This window comes from Arenibacter echinorum (assembly GCF_003259375.1).
Classification (GTDB): Bacteria; Bacteroidota; Bacteroidia; order Flavobacteriales; family Flavobacteriaceae; genus Arenibacter; species Arenibacter echinorum.
This window is the reverse complement of sequence record NZ_QLLN01000001.1, coordinates 825,527-846,245: the sequence shown is the minus strand read 5'-3', so window position 1 is coordinate 846,245 and position 20,719 is coordinate 825,527. Positions and strand designations below refer to the sequence as shown.

The window sequence follows — 20,719 nt, the reverse complement described above, 5'->3', positions numbered from 1 at the left end:
ACCTAGAAAACAGGGATTTTTAACATAAACTTAGCAGATATTAACCTTATTTCCAACATAAGTCTAAATTGGAATCAAGAATTGAGTGTATTGGATTAGAGAAAGCCACTTTTTAATTACTATAATAGGAAAACCCAAGCGACCTACAAAAAATAAATCCGAGTCATAACAAAGTAAAAAGACCGGCATAGGGTATATCCTATAACCGGCCTTTGAACCAAGTATTTAAATTAAACTTTTACCCAATTACTTACTGCCGTGTGGGTGTTCTTTTAGTAATTCTTCCGGAGAATAAAAACCTTGCTTATCCTTGATCTGCTCACGTACCTCTTTCACTTTCTCTGGTGAAATTGGGGTAGCCTTATTACCGAAGGTATTCCTAACATAGGTCAGAACAGCTGCGGTTTCATCAGCAGTAAGTAAATTTCCAAAAGGTGTCATAGGCACTTGGCCGGGATAGGTCTTACCATTGACCACAATCGGCCCCATAAGACCCTTGGTGGTTAGTTTTATAAGTCTATCTTCACTTCCGGTAACCCATTCGGATCCGGCTAGAGGAGGAAAACCGGAAGCTTCCAGACCTTGACCGTCAGCTTGGTGACAGGTGGCGCAATAGCCATCCCTCATGTATATTTCCCTTCCTGCAACCAGAAGTTCCAAATCCTTTCCTTTTAGATCGGTCTTTATCACCTCTTTGGGCTCTTCGCCCGCCTTGTGCCCGTTTAAATGGGCAATAGCTGATTCATATGGCTTTTCCATCCATTTGTCCAAACCTTTTTTACCAGCTTCAGTGATTATTGGAATACCAGTATCCCTGCCTAACCATGAAGCTGCAACCAAGGCTTCCAACCTTACCCTTGGATTGTCATCTTTGGCCGCCTGCATAAGAAGATCGGCCTGATCTGGAATCTGATGTCCGGCATACCTAAGAACTCCTACTGCAGCTGCACGAGCCTTGAAATCTTTGGCATTCAGCATTTGTTTAAGCAATTCAGCATCAACCTTGTCCAAGCCCCATGTAACCCAAAGGGCTTCCAAAACAGTGTGTTCGTATCTGGGGTCCTTTGTATCCAAGTTTGTTACCCATGTTTTTAATTTGGACAAAACTTCGGAGGCATCCCTAGCCCTCAATTCCCTTTTGGTCCTATAACGGGTACGGTATTCCGGAAGTTTAAGGTTATCCAATAGTTCGTCAATGCTGGCATCAACTATCTTGGCAGGTTCTACCAAGGGTCTGGATGGATAGGTAATGCGGTATACCCTTCCGTGAACATGATCACGTAGCGGGTCGCGTGCATTATGCTGCATATGGCCAATAAGTACATTGTGCCAATCTATAACGTACAAAGAACCATCGGGTGCAAATTCCATATCTACAGGACGAAAATTTTTATCGGTTGCAGAGATCAAATCCTCTTGGTGCTTACTTAAATAGCCAGCTGTTTTAGGATCATCCACCATGGAATGCTCCTTAATTCCTAAAAATCCTATTGTATTGGCAATCAGCATATTGCCTTGTGCCGCATCAGGAAAATGTCTACTGGACACAAATTCCAAACCAGAAGTTGGTCTCACCAAATGTTTCTTTTCAATAAGATTTTCAGGTAATGGTGAACTTACCCCGTAGCGCGGTACAATTGTTCCGGGCATCATCCAGGTAGCAGATGGTCCTGAGGTATGTTCAAAAAATGGTTGTCCCCAATCGTCAAATGCAATTCCCCATGGATTTGGAATGGGCAATTGTGCCGTACGTTCCAAATGATGTCTTTGTGGGCTATACCTATAGAATCCACCATTGGTACCCCTAACGTTTCCATAGGCTGTTTCTACATTGGTATGCAAGAACACCCCTTCGCCCATATAAATTGCACCGGAGGGATCTGTTGTAAAGGCGCTAATGGCATGGTGAGTATCATGATCATCAAAACCACTTAAAACAATCTCTTTTACATCGGCCTTATCATCCCCATCGGTATCCTTTAAAAGTACTAAGTTTGTACCCTGTGATAAATAAACACCTTCAGGCGCAAATTCAAACCCTATGGTCAAATGAAGTCCGTCTGCAAAAATAGTTTGTTTGTCGGCCTTGTTATCTCCATCCGTATCTTCTAAAATCAGTAATTTATCGTTGGGTTTACTATCCCCTGGTTTATAATGCGGGTAACTTGGCATGACCGCAACCCAAAGCCTTCCTTTGTTATCAAAAGAAACCTGTACGGGATTGGCCAAATCTGGAAACTCCACTTCCGAAGCAAAAAGTTCTACCTTATAACCCGGCGCCGGTTTAATTTTATCCAAGGCGTCTTGCCCATATAAATATTCTGGTGTTCCATTTTTATCACTCGGCTTATAATTCGTTTCTACCTCAGGTAATTTTTTGGTCTGTGCATCGCTTTTGGCCAAATCCATTTTTTTACCCTCCAAGGCCTGCCATATGGCAGTATCCCTTATGGCGGTCATCTGACGTATTTTCTCAATTTCATAAGGATAATTGTCCGGACCATAGGGATCATAACGTCTTCCATAAACATGAACAGTATTGGGAATTTTAAAATCGTTGTGCCAGAACCAGTTTTTCTCATTTACGGCATCAAGTACCAATTCCCGGTTCTCTTCTGCCTTACTTTCCTTGGTTCCGAAAACTTTATCGGCCAACAGCTTAGCAAACTTCTGATAGCCGTAATCGGTCAATTGAAATCCATCTTGTGTTAAATCCGTACTTTCCGTTTGGAACCATTCCTTGGTCGGCTCATAAGCATCTACAAGTAGGACTCCTTCTTCAGCGGCAACCTCTTTCATGGCAGCCGTATAAAGCTCAAGGTTCCCATTTTCCTTTTTTCCATCAGGCAGATCCATCTTATCAGAAAGGTCTTCAAAGGCAATTGGGGAAACAAGTGCCAATTGAGGTGCAGTGGAACCATTATATTTTTGACTAAGGGTATGCTTGATAAAGGCTCGTAATTCCCCTTTATAATTATCAATCCCCTCCGGTCCTTCGAAGGATTCGGGATACCCAAAAAATCCTATGATAATATCAGCTTTTAAGCTGGTAATCCACTCATCAGGAGAAGGGAAATGACCAATAGGGCCAGATCGACGTCCGTTTTCATCATCCTCAAAATGGATGGCCTGTCCGGACTCATGCTCAAATTTTTCAGCACCTGGAAACGCCCAAGGTGAATTTCTTGCGGGATGTGGCCTAAAACCGGGTGTGTTACCGCCATCGCACATATTGCGGATAAACAAAGAATCATTGGGAAAACGAAGTTGCATTTCCGTTTCGAAATGCCCAAAGTTCATCATACGCGATCCCAAATTACTACCCACCAAAACGATATGGGAGTTAGGGGAAATTTTTAATGTGTTGTCTTCCTCTTTACTACAGCTTGAAAAGCCAAGGACCAGGAAAAGTATTAGGAAAAACTTTCCCCCAGCAACGTTTTTATTGATTTTCATCTTTTTTTGGTATATAATTAATTGATATTCACGTGTATTCCTTCTTTCACAGATTTTTCACAAGCCTCTATAATTCGCTGGCATGTAATGGCATCTTCAAGGCTTGAAAGTGCCGACTCATTGTTCCGCAGCACATTATTGATAAAATGCGTTGCCGTATTCTTTATGGATTCAGGATAACATTGATACGTTTGTGAATGGGCTCCATTACGATCATTGATTACCCAATCCCTATAGCTGTATCGCGTACTACCTTTTGTCCCAATAACTTTTATAATACAGGTCCAGGGATCTCCTGCATGATCATCATTGGCAAAGCTGGCCGATAAATGGCTCAAGGTACCATTTTGCATTTTAATATTGGCCATGGCCACGTTTTCTTGTGGTGCAATGGTCGTATCTACCGTATGCTTTAAACAAGAAACTGTTTTTGGTTGTCCTGCCAAATATAGCATGGTATAACTGTGATGGGTCAATATCTGGCGGATAACCCCAGGGTAACGGGCTCTGATATCCTCGGCATGATGTATATTGTACATCATATAGAATTGGGAAATATCGCCCAATTTGCCACTGTCGATCATGGATTTCGCCCTATTTATACCTGCTTCGTAGATATAATTATGGACAGGCATACATTTAACACCTGCAGTATTAACGGCCTCCTGCATCAACTCCAATTCAGCAATACTAGAGGCTGCCGGTTTTTCTACCAATATATGTTTTCCTGCCTTTGCCGCCCTAATAGTATAATCGCAATGGGTTTCCATATTGGTCAATATGAATACGGCATCGATTTGGGGATCCTGAAACAATTCATCCTCCGTTTTATAGGTTTTACATCCGAAAATCTTTGCTTTTTTTGCCCCCTTCTCAAAAGTTCTGTTCCAAAGACCCACAAGTTGGGCACCTGGCAGACTGTTTATGGCTTCTGCATGTAAATCGGCTATATCTCCCGCTCCAATAAATCCTATTCCTATAACTTTCATGAGGCAGCAGTAGAATATTTTAATGTGCCTTTTTCTGCCATAGCTTTAAACTCTATCAAGGAATTTTTTATTCCCTCCGCTATTTCTGTCAAAGGCAGGTCTTTGAAAGTGCTTGCTATTTTACTATGATCCAAATCGCATATGAACAAGTTAGGTGGAGCACCATCGGTTACTGAAAGTGACACATATTCTCCCATACCCATAGCGGTAGCTTGTTCCTTAATAATATCCAAGAATGATGTAATTGGAATAGTCTCCCCTTGTATATTAAAGGCTCCAAAGCCTTCGTAGGGCTGTAATGCACAGGCTGCGAATTGAGCTCCCACATCTTCCACAAAATGGTAGTTTTCCCTTCCTTGATACGGCATTTCAAAAGGAATTACTTTTCCATCCACAGCTCCCAAGACTATTGCCTTTAAGGCATTGGTGGGGGCAGAAGTCTTTCCTTTGTCCCTTCCTTTTCCATAGGTGGTGTTCAACCTAAGACACACGGTAGGTATTTTTGTATTATCGTGAAATAAACGTGCCAAGTGCTCGCCGGATAATTTCCAAATGCCGTAATGGTTAGGTGGAGCCAATGGAACATCCTCATTAATTATATCCTGAGGATACATGGATCTCATGCCGTAAACCGCAGCTGAGCTGGCAAAAACGAATCTCTTAAGGTTGGTTAATTTTTCAGCGGCATCAAAAAGTGCCATTGTACCTCCAGTGTTTATTTCCATACCTCCGATATGATCTCGAGAACAATCCGGACTTTGGTATGCCCCTAAATGAATAATGTGCGTGGGGTCCACTTCGAACAACACCCTTTCAATCTCTTTGTAATTGGATACATCCAAAGTAACGAACTCTAGACGGGGATCCAGATCATCAGGAAGCCATAATTTTAATGGGTCTACATTATTGGAGCGGGTTGCAATAACAATTTTCCCAACCTCCTTTGATTGCAGAAGCTTATAAATAGTGACCGATCCAATACAGCCGGTACCTCCGGTAATAAATATTTTGTGCATAATCTTAATGCTAGTTTTTTTTATATTAGGTTGTAGGCCTGTACAAGAACTAATGAATTATCAGTTCATTTTTACAACGGCCTTCATATTATTTGCCTTTATAGAATCTTCAAAAGCCTGGTTAATGTCTTTAAAATCGTAGTAATCCGTGTAGTGTTCAGAAGGAAAAATACCGGTTACCATCAATTTTTGTGCGGCCATATAATCTGCCCTACAAGACCCCATGGATCCCCTCATATTTAAGGAGGTACGGGTAAGGTGTGTAGCATTTATCTGTACATCCGTTCCGTAGGTGGCGATAACGCATATGTCCCCTTCGGGCTTAACAACACCCACCGCCTCTGTTAGCACAGGTGGAACGCCGGAACATTCTATAAGAAGATCTACTTTTCCATTAGTGCCAAAAGGAACCCCCTTATCATCGGTAAGGCCATTTTGCAATTGGGTAGTCAAAGAATTTTCCGGTGACACCTCTATGGTAATGAAACCTCTTTCTTTTGCTCTTTTTAAGCGGATATCACGATCATGGGCAATACCTGTCACTGCTACTCTTGCTCCTGCAGCCCTTGCAACTTCGGCAGACATCATACCAATTATTCCACAGCCGGTTACGACTACGTCTTGTCCCGGTTTAATATCGCATTTGTTATATAGGGCATTGGTAATTATGGACAAAGGCTCTACCAAGGCACCTTGGGCCGGGGTAAGGCCTTTCATTAAAGGCACCACACGATCCGACTCCAACACAACTTGTTGACCAAACCCCCCGTTTCTATGAAAACCTATAATTTCTTTTTTTGTACATAAATTCCATTTGGACACACTACAGGCCGGGCAATCTTCTTCCCTGCACCCTAACATGGCCAAGGGTGTAAAAATATCCCCAACCTTAAGGTCACCGTGGTCACCAGGACCCAACTCCAAAACCTCGGCACTAAACTCGTGCCCAATTACCCTTGGACGCTGCACCCAATCAAAGTTGGCCTTACCAATAGTTGCACTATTGTCCGAACCACAAATTCCTGTATACAGTGTTTTTGCCAATATTTCCCCTTCCTTTAAAGGCGGCATTTCCATTTCTACCACCGCAGAATTACTAAGGACCGATTGACCAGAGTTTGGATATATCTTTTCGTTGGATTGAAGACAAAATCCTTTTATAGAATTACTCATAGCAATAATTTGTTAAATTAAATTTCTTGTTCAAAATAAAGTTTAAAAATTGACAATTCAATTCTTAACAATGAACTTCACTTATCCGGAAAAGTTTGAGGTTACCAATTAACACCTGTGTCTTTCCAGCTTTTTGTTTTTGCGGAATCCAATACGGCCTCACAAACTTTCTGCGTCTCTTGGGCCTCCCTAAAAGTAGGAGAACAGGGTTTTCCTTCCTGTAGGGCCTTAAGAAAGTCCGCTATTTGATGTACAAAGCTATGTTCATATCCTATTGACAATCCTGGCACCCACCATTTATCCATATAAGGATGGTCACCATCGGTAACATGGATAGAACGCCATCCTCTTTCCCGGGATTCATCCCTATGGTCAAAATATTCCAATCGACTTAGATCATGCAAGTTCCATTTTATAGAGGCGTGTTCCCCATTTATTTCAAATGTATATAAAGCCTTATGACCTCTAGCGTATCTTGTAGATTCAAAAAGGCCCAAAGAACCATTATCAAAATGACAATGAAACATACAGGCGTCATCAATGGTTACCTTCTGTACTTCGCCTGTACCGGTATGTACTCTTTCTTTGATAAAGGTTTCGGTCATGGCGGAAACATCCTTTATCCCTCCATTTAACCACATTGCAGTATCTATACAATGTGCCAACAAGTCGCCCGTAACGCCAGATCCAGCTGCATCATTATCCAATCGCCATAAACCTTCCCCACCTTGTGGAAGTTCAGGACTAATGGTCCAATCTTGCAAAAAATTGGCACGATAATGAAAAATTTTACCCAGCTTACCGGCATCTATAAGTTGTTTCGCCAAAGTAACCGATGGCAATCTCCTGTAATTAAAATAAACGGTATTGGGCACTCCTGCTTTTTCAATGGCATCGACCATTGGCTGAGCTTCCGCAACAGTACGTGCCAAAGGTTTTTCACACAAAACCATTTTCCCGGCTTCTGCCGCTGCAATGGCAATATCGGCGTGCATATTGTTAGGGGTACAAATATCTATGGCATCAATATCATCACGGGCAATAAGCTTTCTCCAATCAGTTTCCACGGACTCATAGCCCCATTGATCAGCAAAGGCCTGGGTACGTTCCAGGTTTCGCCCGCAAATTGCCTTTAATACAGGTTGATATTCCAGTTCAGGAAAAAAATTGCCCACCCTGCGATAACCATTGGAATGGGTTCTTCCCATAAATCCATAACCTACCATTCCTATTCGTAATTCTTTCTTACTTGACATGTGTACTCTATTTTTTTTATTTTAAATTAAAATTTCAGCTTTAACGAAGGTATACTCAGCCTATTATCCTATGGCGCTTCGTACCACCCGTGCATTTGGCGCACCTTGATCATGGCACCTAAAATATCGTTCCAAGTTTTGGGCTGCATCATAACATCGTTGGGAAACATACATCCATCCCAACAGATATGTCTGATTTTTTTGGTCAGGTTTCCATTTTCATCGCGCAACCAATGTCCCGCATCAACAGCAATGTCCAATTTTCCATTTGGATCCGTCGCCTGGCAATGCCTTCCCGTTTTATCATGAGATCCAGAACCGAACACTGTGCCATCATTTTGGGCCACATGAAAATCAATCGTCCATGGGCGAAGTGCAGCCGTTACGGTCTTAAGGCCTTCGGTCAAGGTAGCCCTATCGTTCCAATCGAAGTCTTTGGGCAATATTCTTTCGTCCTCCTTATTATAACCCAAGAGATACAACAAGGTATGGGCCATATCGGCCTGAAACCCAATATTAGGTCTATCTACGGCTTCAAGGGTGTTCACCATGGTCTTCCAACCGTGCATCCCGCCCCAGCAAATTTCACCTTCGGCAGCTAGGGACTCCCCATAATCGGCGGCCACATCACATGCTTCGCGGAAGGTTTGTGCAATTAGTTTAGTATTGGCTACTGGATCGGCGGCCCAGCTATGTGGATCAACGGACGAATCTATTCTAATTACTCCATTGGGACGTATCCCTAGATCACGCAGTTTTTTACCTAAAATACAAGCCTTGCGAACCTGGGTTACAAACTGATTGCGTTCTTCCCTGGATCCCATTGCGGAGCCTCCTCCGGTTCCGGCCCAAACAGGAGCAACCAAACTTCCGATTTCGAGGTTTTTGGACCTCGCTTTATCGGCTAATTTTTTAATACCATCATCATTGGAATCGATATCCAAATGGGGATCCGCTGCAAAAAGGTCAAATCCATCAAATTTAACCCCGTCTACCTCCGCATTGGCAGTTAGCTCAATCATGGTATCAATAGAAATTGGTGGCTCTGAATCAGGTCCTTTTCCTACCACACCGGGCCACGAAGCGTTGTGGAGTTTTGGATAATTGTTTTCTGGCATAACAATAGTTTTTATTCGTTTTATTATTTTCTTGGCATTATTACCGATTCCCAACCCTTAAGGTCGGACGGTTTTACATTTTTCTGGTACCCTTCAAAATTAAATGTAGTTGGTTCATACCCCCCTACAAAATCTATCGGATTGTCCGCTTTAATTTCATCTTCCATTTCCAATCCCCAAAAACAAGCGTTGATGAGCATTCTCCGAAATCCTTCATTCAGGATATCCTCTGAAGCTCCATGGGTAGTTGTAAATGCCCTTCCGGGCTTACCTGTTTCCAACTGGTAAGTTCTAACCCAAGCAACGGGTAATTCTTCCTTGCTAGTGTCCGGAGCCGCATCAGGGGTCATTCCGTTCAACACCCTTCCCCTGGCCAATATCTTCAAATCCTTACCTTGGGGGTAGGCATTATAGCCTCCGCATTGCGCCCATGCATTTCGAACTCCACGCATTATTGGATGTTCTCCATTATTTTCTTCTATTATCAGCATGGAAGCCTGTTGATGGTTCTTGCCATAGTGCCCTACCCAGGTTTCCCCTAAAACTACTTCTCCAAATCCACCGTGCCAAGCCTCTTTTTCGCCTTCATATTTGAAGTCATAATGTTTCCAATTAGGGCTGTCGGCATTTTTAAAAGCATGTGTGGAAGTCCTTAATCCTATTACAGCCCCTCCCCTATTTAGATAGTCATCTATATATTGCATCTGCCCATCTTCAAAATTTGCAAACCTCAAGAACATTACCATTAGATCCGCCTCTTTAAGAACATCGAGTCCCTTAAGGTCCGACCCTCCAGGAAAGATATTCCCCTTGTCGTCCAAAGCCCATACCACGGTACATTTAAAACCATATCTTTTAGCCAAAATCCTTGCCAAGGCAGGTAAGGCTTCTTCCCCCCTATATTCATGATCCGTAGCTATAAAAACTATATGTTTACCTTTTCCCGGACCTTCCGAGCCATTGTATGTTATACGGTATTCATCCGGACTCCTTTCAACTTTACTAGCTTCCCCAATCATCATGGAACCATCATTATCCAAATCCGATCGGTCGGCTTGCGCCATTAATTGATCCGAATGCTCCCCTCCCAAGATTGCGGCCGCTTTGTTATCATTATTTCCGCAGGAAACAAACGCGCAAACCACAACCAAAGAAAATATGGCATTCCATGTAATCTTCCATAAAAAAGAATAGCCGAAAATTAATGATTCCAACATAATAATACAAATATTAAATACCCGGTACATGAACTATTCCAATGTCAAACCTTCTTGAGTTGGAGGCAATTAATGTTTAAAAATTCCACGAATAACCAATGGGCACACTAAGCTGTATTGTTTGTCAATATCCAAATTTATTATCACTTTTTATACACTATTCTTAAAATTTATCGCGATAAAATCTGACAATAAAAACTTAGCTCTACAAATCTAAAATACTATCCGCATGAATATTCCCTATATCTTACTAAAAGATGACACTTTTTTGTCTTAAATTAGCCAAAATAAAATTCAAACCGGAAATTTATGAGTACCCCCAACATCGAAAAAACACTAACAACAAAAGAAACTTTTATTTTCAAGGATATCGTTGGCCCTTACTTCAATCCAAATTGGCATTTTCATCCTGATTACCAAATATCCTTAATTGCAGAGGGAAAAGGAACAAGATTTGTTGGGGACCATGTACAATCTTTTGAAAAAGGCGACCTGGTCATTACCGGCCCCAACCTGCCACATTTATGGCGCAGTGATGACGCTTATTTTGACAAAAACAGCAAACTGTCTACCAGAGGTTTGGTAATTTATTTTGACCACGATCTCTTTAGTGAATCCTTATTGGGCAAGGAAGAGTTTTATAATATAAACAAGTTTGTGGAGAATTCGGTCAGGGGTATGGAATTTTATGGAGAGACCCGAAATAAAATAAATAAACTTATACATAAAATCAATAATGAAATAGGATTTAGAAGAATCATAAAATTATTGGAAATAATAGATCTTCTGGCCAATAGTGAAGAATACCACCTATTGTCCAGTCCGGGTTACACCAATGTCTTTAAGGGGGATGACGCCGACAAAATGCGGATTGTCTACGACTATGTCATGTCTAACTTCAAGACTAAAATCTCCTTGGAAGAAATAGCGGAAATGCTTAATATGACCACGACCTCTTTTTGTCGGTATTTTAAACCTAGGGCAAATAAAACTTTTACCCGCTTTGTAAATGAAATCCGAATAGGACATTCAAGAAAATTATTGCTGGAGGATAATTTCAATATTTCGCAAATAAGTTACGAGTGTGGTTTTAATGCCTTATCCAACTTCAACAGGCAATTCAAGGCTATCGTTCATATGAGCCCCCATGAGTATCGAAAATTGTTCTTGAATATTAAAACCAGTATATCGTAGTCGTTTAAAAATTATTGGCATCACACATTATCGGTTTAATTATAATTTTACAGGTTTTGACCTAAAACTTGGGAACCACTTATCCTGATTATATGTACGGTTGTTTAAAACTCAATCCAGACAAATTATAAGCATATTTTACCCTTACCTAATTAAGTAGCAATTTCCACTTATAAAAACCAAAATAGTTCTCCCTTATACATTATTCATATAATAAGGTATAACGCAGTTAGCATTTATGGACAGGGAACCAATATACAACAAAGATAAAAAAGTACCATTATTTAGTAGGATATAGGAATTTTTAAAAATCTTTAAAGTTTAAATTTATCAGCTTTTAATTTTTTGGATTGAAAGGGTCATGAATTTTTCTTGAACAAATGTTTTAAAGGCCAGATAATAAAAGCGCAAAATAGATAGTCTTTAATTTGTTATTTGATAAAACAATTAAAAATAAATTATGATTATTGTAAAAAAGAGATTAAACTTATACGCTGAAATCAAAAATTAAATTATACACCATCTAATCAAAAATCTATTAAATCCAATGGAAAATTCAAATGATCAACAAAAAACCAATGCCAACAGACTATTTTACGGTAGCTGTTTTGCATTAATTACCACCGCATTTTCTTTTAGTATTAGAGCTGGGATTCTTCCGCAGTTGGGAGAGGAACTGAGTTTAAGTGCCGAACAACTAGGCTTTATCAATTCAATGTGGTTTTTTGGTTTTCCGATATCCATGGTTATCGGAGGATTAATCTACCATAAGGTAGGTGGAAAGGCCATTATGCAATTTGCATTCTTTGCCCATGCCCTAGGGATAATTCTAACCATCTATTCCGGCAGTTATGTAGGCCTCCTCATTTCTACCTTATTAATAGGTCTTGGTAACGGATGCACCGAAGCGGCCTGTAACCCAATGATTGCGGACGCATACTCCGGAACTAGAATGAGCAGAATGATGAACCGTTTCCATATGTGGTTCCCAGGAGGTATTGTAATAGGTAGTCTTGTATCGAAATTTATGACAGATGCAGGTTTAAGTTGGGAAACACAAATCTGGGTTATCATGATTCCGACCTTAATCTATGCATATTTGTACTTTGGACAGGCTTGGCCAAAAGCCAAGGTCGAAGCGGCTGCCACTCTTAGTGGTAATTTTAAAGCTATGTTGTCCCCCTTGTTTATATTTATGATTGTTTGTATGTCCCTTACGGCTATCTCCGAATTTGGGCCACAACAATGGGTAGGTCTTATTTTGTCCAAAAGTGGGGCCGAGCCTATGCTAATATTGGCCCTGGTTACAGGACTAATGGCTGTAGCCCGTTATTTTGGTGGTGAAGTAGTTCACAAATTCGATCAAACTGGAGTCCTTTTGGGTTCAGCTGTTCTAGCCACAATAGGAATCTATCTTTTCAGCACTCAAACTGGAACCATGGCTTATGTTGCGGCCATCTTTTTTGCATTGGGAATAGCCTATTTCTGGCCAAACATGATTGGTTTTATAGCTGATAAAATACCAAAAAGTGGTGCCTTGGGAATGTCTATAATTGGTGCTGTGGGTATGTTCTCCTCATCCATATTCCAACCTATTATTGGGGGATGGATCGATTCTGACAAGGCCGAAGCAGCTGCCGCAGGATTTACCGGGGATGAATTGGAACTTGTATCCGGGCAGGCCACACTTGGAACCATGGTAGCCTTCCCTGCTATTTTGATCGTCCTATTTACCATACTGTGGTTTTGGGTAAAAAAACGTAAAAGTACCGATGCCGCAGAAGCTACTAGTGGCCAAGCTGTAACAGACTATTAGAAATTACATAAAATTAACGTATGAAAATTGGAATGAATATGTTGCTCTGGACTAACCATGTCACAGAGCAACACTTTGATATTGTAGATACCCTAAAAAAAACTGGCTATGATGGTATTGAGCTGTTCTTGGGCGACGGGGATCTTAAGCATTATACAAAATTAGGCAAGCATTTTTCCAGTATCAACATGGGTGTCACTGCTGTAGGTGCCTTGTCTCCAGAGCAGAATATTGCCAGTCCCGATAAGAAGATCAGGGAGGCAGGCCTAGAGCGGTTAAAATGGACCATTGATATGGCCGAGGCTGCCAATGTAGAAGTTATTTGTGGCCCTTTTCATTCCACCTTTGCCTTATTTACACGCCAACCGCCCACATTGCAGGAAAAACAGTGGAGCAATGAGATGCTTTTTAAAGCGGCCGAATATGCCCAAAAGGCTAATATTATTCTTACTCCTGAAGCCGTAAACAGATTTGAATGTTACCTCTACAATACTATGGCCGACCTTGGCAACATGGTCAAGGAGGTAAACCATCCCAATTTGGGCGCCATGTTCGATACACACCATGCCAATATTGAAGAAAAAAGTCAGGCCGAAGCCATAAGAACAATAGCTCCCCATTTAAAGCACGTGCATATTAGCGAAAACGATAGGGGTACGCCCGGCAGTGGACAAGTACACTGGGATGAAGTCTTTACTGCCTTGAAAGAGGTAAAATATGACGGCTGGCTTACCATAGAAGCTTTTAGCACCATTATCCCAGAGTTTGCCAATGCAATTAACGTATGGCGGGATTACTCTCCTTCTGAAGAAATCTATACCAAAGGCTTGAAATTGATCCAAGAAGGCATGGGAGTTAAATAATTAATCCAGTTCTTTACGTCCAATATGAATTCACTAAAAAATAATTAATGAAAAATCTATTACCTATCCTTATTTGCCTTTTTCTTTTCGCCTGTAAAGAGCAAAAAGAGGCCAAAACAAATGAAACGGCAACCGTGGCAACCACTGATACACCTGAACAATGGCTTACTTTTGAAGGTAGTGATAAGAACGCAAAGCATATAGTCCTTATTTCCGGCGATGAAGAATACCGTTCTGAGGAGTCCATGCCACAATTGGCCAAAATCCTATCACAACACCACGGTTTTAACTGTACCGTACTGTTTGCCCAGGATCCGGCCAACCCTGGTATAATAGACGCCAATTATGTAAAAAACATCCCTGGTTTGGAAGCCCTGGACAGTGCGGACCTAATGATTATTTCTACAAGGTTTAGAGCTTTGCCAGACGATCAAATGAAACAGATAGATGATTATCTTATGGCTGGCAAACCTGTAATTGGGCTTAGAACGGCTACTCATGCCTTCAATTTCAAAGATGAGGATGTCTCCAGTTACAAACATTACGGAAACTCCTATAAAGGGGATATGGAAGAATGGGAAGGTGGATTTGGTCGACTTGTTCTAGGTGAAAATTGGGTAAGCCATCACGGGCATCACAAACATCAAAGTACCAAAGGTTTTGTGACCGATGCGGGAAAAACTACAGGAATTACGAATAGTATTGCAGACGGAGATGTTTGGGCTTCTGCCGATGTCTATGAAGTGCGTCTGCCAATGTCCGGAGATTCCCAACCTATAATTTATGGAAAGGTAATGAACAGGAAAGGCGAATTCGACGAAAATGATATATTCTATGGAATGCGCCCCACCGATGATGAAGCTGCCAAGACCAACAATGCCGGAAAAGATGTAAGTGAACCACTTATGCCGGTAGCATGGACCAGAACCTATCAAATTCCTGGAGGAAAAAAAGGAAAGGCCTTTACATCCACGGCCTTTTCCGCTGTAGATTTCACTATTGAAGGAACACGAAGATTAGTCGTAAATGCCGTGTATTGGACGCTGGATCTACCTGTACCGACCATGACGAACGTTGAATTGGTAGGTTCCTATAATCCTACCACCTATGAATTTAGGAAGGACGAATACTGGGATCAAAAACAACTAAAAATATCCGACTTTAAATAATACCAATTAACCAACCAATCTTTACCAAGCCAATAGAATTTGTTCTATTGGCTTTTTTTATACGTTGCCAAAAATATTTCAGTTTAGTATTGGAATATTTATTAATTTTAAGTTACTGGTTTAAAACAAAGTAGGTAACTACAACTCCCGTTTTCTTCCATATTTTCATTTTATACTTTTGCAATAACCCCCTCTATTTTTTTTAGATATTGATTTTCTTTTCCGGTAAACTACAGGCCGGTTGATTGTACATAGTTTTTTTATTCCATTATAATTGGACCTAACCAACAATACCTTGCAACAAATGGGATGTTGGTTCTAACATATCTCCTTAACCTCGGGAAGTATGGCTGTTTTTAAGTATCTAGAAAAATTCTACAAATAATCTGTTCAATTTTAATTAAATCAAAAATTATGAAAAAGTGTTATCTGGTATTTAGCATGTTGGGAATTATCGTTTTTGCCTGCAATTCCCCCAAGCAAAAAGATATTGCCAAAGCCGTAGTGGCAAAAGCAGAACCTAATACTGTAGTAGATAGGGTTACAAGAGGTAAACTATTAGTTGCATCCGTTGGTTGCAACGACTGTCATTCCCCTAAAATCATGACCGAGAGAGGTCCGGAGGTTGATCCGGAAAGAAGGCTCTCCGGGCACCCTTCCCAAGAGAACCTGCCACCTTACGACAAGGAAACTGCAAAATCTTATGTGCTGTTCAGTATGGGACTTACTGCCGCCGTAGGACCTTGGGGAACCTCTTTTGCCGCTAATCTTACTCCTGATGAAACCGGAATCGGCAACTGGTCGGAAGCACAATTCTTAAAGGCCATAAAAGAAGGGAAATTCAAAGGAATGGATAACACAAGACCGCTGTTACCTCCCATGCCATGGACCGAATATCGGAATTTACCTGATGAGGACCTTAAGGCTATTTTTGCCTATTTAAAAACAATTAAACCGATTGATAATGTAGTACCCGCAGCCATACTTGCTACACCCCAACCATTGGAAGCCAAATAGGATTTGATTAAACGACTTTAATAAATTTAAATTAGGGTTTAATTATCACATCCATTCCCAGCAACTCTGGGAACGGATGATCTTTTCATTTTAGTTAGGATTAATTTCACAGGAAGGTCCTTGAGGAAAATATAAGTCTAATCTTCCTTGGAAAAGGTGGAGGATATTGGGTTTTCATACACTCTTTGTCCCCCTATTAAAGTAAATTCCTCCTTGATTTTTTCTCTATTTGTCCAAACAATCCAATCCGTTAGTATGGGAAAATAGCGAATTATTAAATTGGCCAGCATCCCCAAACTTGTTAAGGTTATTCTTTTTTTTCTTTTTGCGATCATATCACAAACGCTTTTGGCCACGGATTGGGGGGATGCCAGGTTTACATTTGTTCTTTGGGGCAGATAGATCCATGAACCATCTATATCCAGTATTTTTTTCTCGGGATCGTTTACCGTAAAGCCAACATGAGCTATACCCACATGAATACCGTAATCATACCACTCTATCCGCAAAGCGTCCACTAAGGCCGCCTGTGCCAATTTGGATGCTGTATAGGCCGAATTATAGGGCATTCCCCTGAAACCACCGGCACTATTAATAAAAACTACATGTCCGTGAGTCTTTTTTAAATGGTCAAGGGCATATTTACTGAGATAGGCGGAGCCATTAAAATTGGTCTCCATAAGCATAATAAAATTGGAAGTGGCCATTTCCTCTAAGGACCCCCTACTACTTATACCCGCATTATTGACCAAGATATCCAACTGCCCATAGCTACGAATGGTTTCATCAATAAGATAGGCACATTGATCCGGAAGACGTACATCTGCCATAAATGCTTTTACATCATAGCCCATTGAGGACAGTTCCTCGCGACTATTTTCCAGTTTATCCTTTTCCCGGCCGTTCATAACCACTTTCGCTCCCCTTTGAGCCAACTCAATGGCTATGGCCTTTCCTATGCCCATACTAGATCCGCTTACCAAAGCCACCTTATCCTTTAATGAATGGTTCTTCATTTTATCATGTCCTTCCGCTTTACCATTTCACCACTATTTTACCCATGGATTTTCGTGATTCCAAATACTCATGAGCCTCGGCCATTTGAGCAACTTTATACTCTCCGCCAACAAAGGGTTTTATAATGCCTTCTTGGGCAAGATTGATAACGGCCTTCATGGCGTTGGCCACCTTCTCAGGATTATCCTCCCCCAGTTTGAGCATATTTACCCCGATCATTCCCCTGGAATTGCTCAAAAATTGAAGTGGGTGATAAATTCCGAATTGGGCCAAAACCCTTATTTTTCCAAAAATCGATTTTGTTTTGTTCATGGAAGAAACTCCATAGCTTAACAATCTTCCTCCTGCCGTTAGTAATTTATACCCCTTCCTAACTGAAAGTCCACCAACAGGATCAAAAATCACATCCAATCCTCCTGTTCCCAGGATAGTTTTAATTTCAGATGCAAAATCATTTTCTAAATAGTTAATGGGATGATGTACGCCATTTTTTCTTAGGTAGTCCATTTTATCCAAAGAACTGCAGGTTCCGAAAACAAGACATTTTTTGTGCAGTGCCATTTGTACCAAGGCGGTGCCAACCCCTCCGGCAGCGGCATGAACAAGTACCTTATCCCCCTCATGGATATTGGCCATAGTATGGGATAAAAAATAAGCTGTGGTGTATTGGGTGGCCAAGGCAACAGCTGTTCCCACGGACATGGATTCCGGGATAATGTTGGCTACTTCTTTTTGGGCCACTGCATATTCGGCATACCCTCCAAAGCGGGTAATAGCGCTGACCCTGTCCCCAACTTTTATATCCTGAACATTGCTCCCACATTTTTCTACATGGCCAACAACTTCATATCCAAGTAATGCAGGTAATGGCGGGGCCCCTTTATAAAGTCCCAACCTCGCCATGACATCGGCAAAATTAATTCCGAATGCTTCAACTTTTATCAATACTTGATCATGGGATACCACTGGAATCTCTACTTCCCGAATTTCAAAGGCTGTATCAGACTTGCCATATTTCACCAAATAAACGGCCTTCATTGCTTAAATTATAGGATATGAGTAGTAAGGTAGTCAATTAAAAAATGGAAAGGGATCTTATCAACAATAGATTGGGAAATTAATGGTGGCCTTTGGTAAGCCCTGCCCTCTTTAAGGAACACATCAAAGCATGTAAAGTATTAAACTTAAAACTTGCAAAAAAAGGTCTGTTTGGGTCAATTATCAAATTCCCATGAAACTGTAGCCGTAAACTATGGTCTTCACTAATATTGATTCTTTTTTATCCTCATACCAAAGAAAGGATCAAAATGACACCTTATAGTCCTTCACACCTGAAAACCAAGGCTGGTTATTTAGTCCGCGAGCAATGAATCTTAAAGCTTCCAACGTAATGGGCTAGGCCTTAAAATCTGGTTTTAACTCTAGATTGGTACTTCATCGGGGAAATCTATCAAAATTGTCTCCCCATCCCCTCTCCTTAAATATCGTCTAAGTATTTTTTGGACATCATTGTTATCGGCCATGGGGGTAATCAATTTATCATAATCCATAAAAGTCCCCAAGGTTTTTTTCCAGGGAACATACCCAAAACCCTTATAAACCCCATTTTCTACAACTATTACCGATTTTTCATTTGTGTTTCTTCCAGCTGTCTTAATAATGTAAGTATTTTTATCATCGGCTATCGGCATCAAAGCATTTTCAACGCGTTTATTATAGGCTTCCACAGTTTCCATATCTCGACAAATACCATGACATTTTTTAATGTGAAAATGAAAACAGGCCCCTGAAATATGCTGTAAACTGCAAAACCGTGGACAAAGGCCATAGGTCTCGCACAATTCCTCCAAAAAAATCCTGCATTCCCCTTGGTTATAAAAACAGGCCAAAGGGGATTTCATGTTGCTCAATCGGTCATAAAACAGATTTGTGATTCCGTTTTTATCCCTCCTTGCACCTATCCCATATCGATATCCGATTCGTTTTTGCGCGCGATTAAATTTGGGGAGGTGTTTTTTTATTTCATCGGATTCCAACAACAGAGCCACCAACTCACTTCCCGTATGTGTATAATCTATATGCACGGTTTCAAAACACAGTCGCATCTCCTTGTGAGCTTTGCTATAGACATGGCTCAACACCCGTTGTTTAATATCCTTGGCCTTGCCCACATAAATGATTTTTCCAAGGGCATTTTTAAAATAATAGACACCTGTAACATTGGGCAAGTTGGTGACAACAGATTTGGGCCATTGCGGAGGAATACCTGCCTGCCCGGATTTTGGTCCCAGAAAGAAATTGAAAACCCCGTCCGTGTCCAATGCCCAAAGTTTTTCAAGTAAGCTAGCCGTGGCCTCCGCTTTGTCCTTGGCGCTTTGAACATGACCAACATTAATGCCCAACTGGTTGCACACGGCTCCCAGACTATAACTTTGTTGGCCGGGTATTAGTTTGCGGGACAGTCTTAGGGTAGATAACTTCTTGCGCTTAAAAACACCACCAAGAGATACCAATTCATTTTTAATACCGTTGAAGTTAAAATTGACATGGTGTGAAATAAAAATACAATCCTTGGTGAGCGCCACCACCTCCTTGGCAATCTCATAGAACTTAGGTGCCCTAAGCAACATATCATCTTTGATACCATTGCGACGCGAAACCCTATATTTTATAGATACTTCGGGATTTACCAAGGAAGAAAATTCCCTTACCACCTTTTGGCCATCGTGAATCAAGATACAGATTTCGGTAATCTTATTATCCTCTCCCCGTAATCCTGTGGTTTCTGTTTCAACTATGGCGTACACTAACTATATGAATTTGGAGTATAAAATTAAAAAAGAATAAGCCAACAGAATGGCTTTTCATATATTTAACGTTTTGAATATATAAATTGGATCTTCACCGAAGGTAGGTCGTTACGTGGATAGATGATTGAAAAAGGAGCGAACCTCATATTCGAATATGTCCAGTGGAATCCTATGTACCAAGTCCTGTCTAAGGGAGATATGGTAATCCGTATTTTCGGCAATTCTTTCCCCTATAAATTTCATGGTGTCCTTTGGATCAACCACCTCATCCTTTGCCCCCAGGACCAATCTTTTAAAGGATCGATTGGGATTGAAATAATCCGGTACATTTTGTACTACCGAACGGGAAACCAAGGCCGGATTGAACAATAAGGCTGGTTTTTTAAATGTAATGGACAGATAATAACCTACAAAACCACCCATACTGCTACCCATTATGACATCTATTTTTTCATCTACAAATTGCCTTCTTATATTTTCAATACTATTATTGTCCGATTCATAGTCGATAGTAGGGGAATACACGGTACCGTAATTCTCTAGAATTGTTCTTTTTTCTTCGCTTAGACTAGCGTTTAGGCCATGTATGTATAGTATGTTCATTAAAA

The 20,719-nt window shown here is 40.9% G+C and carries 16 protein-coding genes; 5 read left to right on the top strand and 11 right to left on the bottom strand.

The window, feature by feature from the left end:
• Window positions 1-246 precede the first annotated feature (246 nt).
• The 7 genes from LV92_RS03560 to LV92_RS03530 all read right to left on the bottom strand — a co-directional run bounded on the left by LV92_RS03560 (window position 247) and on the right by LV92_RS03530 (window position 10,225).
• Window positions 247-3,456: a PVC-type heme-binding CxxCH protein gene (locus tag LV92_RS03560; protein ID WP_111622245.1), complete on the bottom strand. Its 3,210-nt coding sequence runs from the start codon at window positions 3,454-3,456 to the stop codon at window positions 247-249.
• A gap of 17 nt (window positions 3,457-3,473) precedes the next feature.
• On the bottom strand, window positions 3,474-4,445 hold the full coding sequence (locus LV92_RS03555) for a Gfo/Idh/MocA family protein (protein ID WP_111622244.1): 972 nt from the start codon (window positions 4,443-4,445) through the stop codon (window positions 3,474-3,476).
• Window positions 4,442-5,461, bottom strand: coding sequence for an NAD-dependent epimerase/dehydratase family protein (locus tag LV92_RS03550; protein WP_111622243.1), 1,020 nt, complete (start codon window positions 5,459-5,461; stop codon window positions 4,442-4,444). Before LV92_RS03550 ends, LV92_RS03555 begins: the two co-directional genes overlap by 4 nt.
• A gap of 60 nt (window positions 5,462-5,521) precedes the next feature.
• Window positions 5,522-6,634 carry a zinc-dependent alcohol dehydrogenase gene (locus LV92_RS03545; RefSeq protein WP_111622242.1) on the bottom strand — a complete coding sequence of 371 codons (1,113 nt, stop codon included), beginning with the start codon at window positions 6,632-6,634 and terminating at the stop codon, window positions 5,522-5,524.
• A gap of 101 nt (window positions 6,635-6,735) precedes the next feature.
• Window positions 6,736-7,890, bottom strand: coding sequence for a Gfo/Idh/MocA family protein (locus LV92_RS03540; RefSeq protein WP_111622241.1), 1,155 nt, complete (start codon window positions 7,888-7,890; stop codon window positions 6,736-6,738).
• A gap of 68 nt (window positions 7,891-7,958) precedes the next feature.
• On the bottom strand, window positions 7,959-9,008 hold the full coding sequence (locus LV92_RS03535; RefSeq protein WP_111622344.1) for a sugar phosphate isomerase/epimerase family protein: 1,050 nt from the start codon (window positions 9,006-9,008) through the stop codon (window positions 7,959-7,961).
• A 23-nt stretch (window positions 9,009-9,031) separates the two neighbouring features.
• Window positions 9,032-10,225 (bottom strand): ThuA domain-containing protein, encoded by a 1,194-nt coding sequence (locus tag LV92_RS03530; RefSeq protein ID WP_211322921.1) that lies wholly within the window; start codon window positions 10,223-10,225, stop codon window positions 9,032-9,034.
• Window positions 10,226-10,534: 309 nt separating this feature from the next.
• Here LV92_RS03530 and LV92_RS03525 point away from each other — a divergent pair, with 309 nt between their 5' ends.
• The 5 genes from LV92_RS03525 to LV92_RS03505 all read left to right on the top strand — a co-directional run bounded on the left by LV92_RS03525 (window position 10,535) and on the right by LV92_RS03505 (window position 16,284).
• Window positions 10,535-11,419 carry an AraC family transcriptional regulator gene (locus LV92_RS03525; protein ID WP_111622240.1) on the top strand — a complete coding sequence of 295 codons (885 nt, stop codon included), beginning with the start codon at window positions 10,535-10,537 and terminating at the stop codon, window positions 11,417-11,419.
• Window positions 11,420-11,966: 547 nt separating this feature from the next.
• Entirely contained in the window at window positions 11,967-13,235 is a 1,269-nt protein-coding gene (locus LV92_RS03520) for an MFS transporter (protein WP_111622239.1), read from the top strand.
• Window positions 13,236-13,255: 20 nt separating this feature from the next.
• Window positions 13,256-14,098: a sugar phosphate isomerase/epimerase family protein gene (locus tag LV92_RS03515; protein WP_111622238.1), complete on the top strand. Its 843-nt coding sequence runs from the start codon at window positions 13,256-13,258 to the stop codon at window positions 14,096-14,098.
• Window positions 14,099-14,145: 47 nt separating this feature from the next.
• The gene (locus tag LV92_RS03510) at window positions 14,146-15,267 is read left to right on the top strand and encodes a ThuA domain-containing protein (protein WP_111622237.1); all 1,122 of its coding nucleotides are present in this window, start codon (window positions 14,146-14,148) and stop codon (window positions 15,265-15,267) included.
• A 414-nt stretch (window positions 15,268-15,681) separates the two neighbouring features.
• On the top strand, window positions 15,682-16,284 hold the full coding sequence (locus LV92_RS03505) for a c-type cytochrome (protein WP_111622236.1): 603 nt from the start codon (window positions 15,682-15,684) through the stop codon (window positions 16,282-16,284).
• Between the two features lie 137 nt (window positions 16,285-16,421).
• On the opposite strand, the gene LV92_RS03500 is transcribed toward LV92_RS03505, so the two are convergent.
• The 4 genes from LV92_RS03500 to LV92_RS03485 all read right to left on the bottom strand — a co-directional run bounded on the left by LV92_RS03500 (window position 16,422) and on the right by LV92_RS03485 (window position 20,714).
• The gene (locus LV92_RS03500; RefSeq protein ID WP_111622235.1) at window positions 16,422-17,300 is read right to left on the bottom strand and encodes an SDR family oxidoreductase; all 879 of its coding nucleotides are present in this window, start codon (window positions 17,298-17,300) and stop codon (window positions 16,422-16,424) included.
• 19 nt (window positions 17,301-17,319) lie between these two features.
• On the bottom strand, window positions 17,320-18,339 hold the full coding sequence (locus LV92_RS03495; protein WP_111622234.1) for a zinc-binding dehydrogenase: 1,020 nt from the start codon (window positions 18,337-18,339) through the stop codon (window positions 17,320-17,322).
• Between the two features lie 383 nt (window positions 18,340-18,722).
• On the bottom strand, window positions 18,723-20,108 hold the full coding sequence (locus LV92_RS03490) for an exonuclease domain-containing protein (RefSeq protein ID WP_111622233.1): 1,386 nt from the start codon (window positions 20,106-20,108) through the stop codon (window positions 18,723-18,725).
• A gap of 111 nt (window positions 20,109-20,219) precedes the next feature.
• Window positions 20,220-20,714, bottom strand: coding sequence for a YqiA/YcfP family alpha/beta fold hydrolase (locus LV92_RS03485; RefSeq protein ID WP_111622232.1), 495 nt, complete (start codon window positions 20,712-20,714; stop codon window positions 20,220-20,222).
• Between the last annotated feature and the right edge of the window lie 5 nt (window positions 20,715-20,719).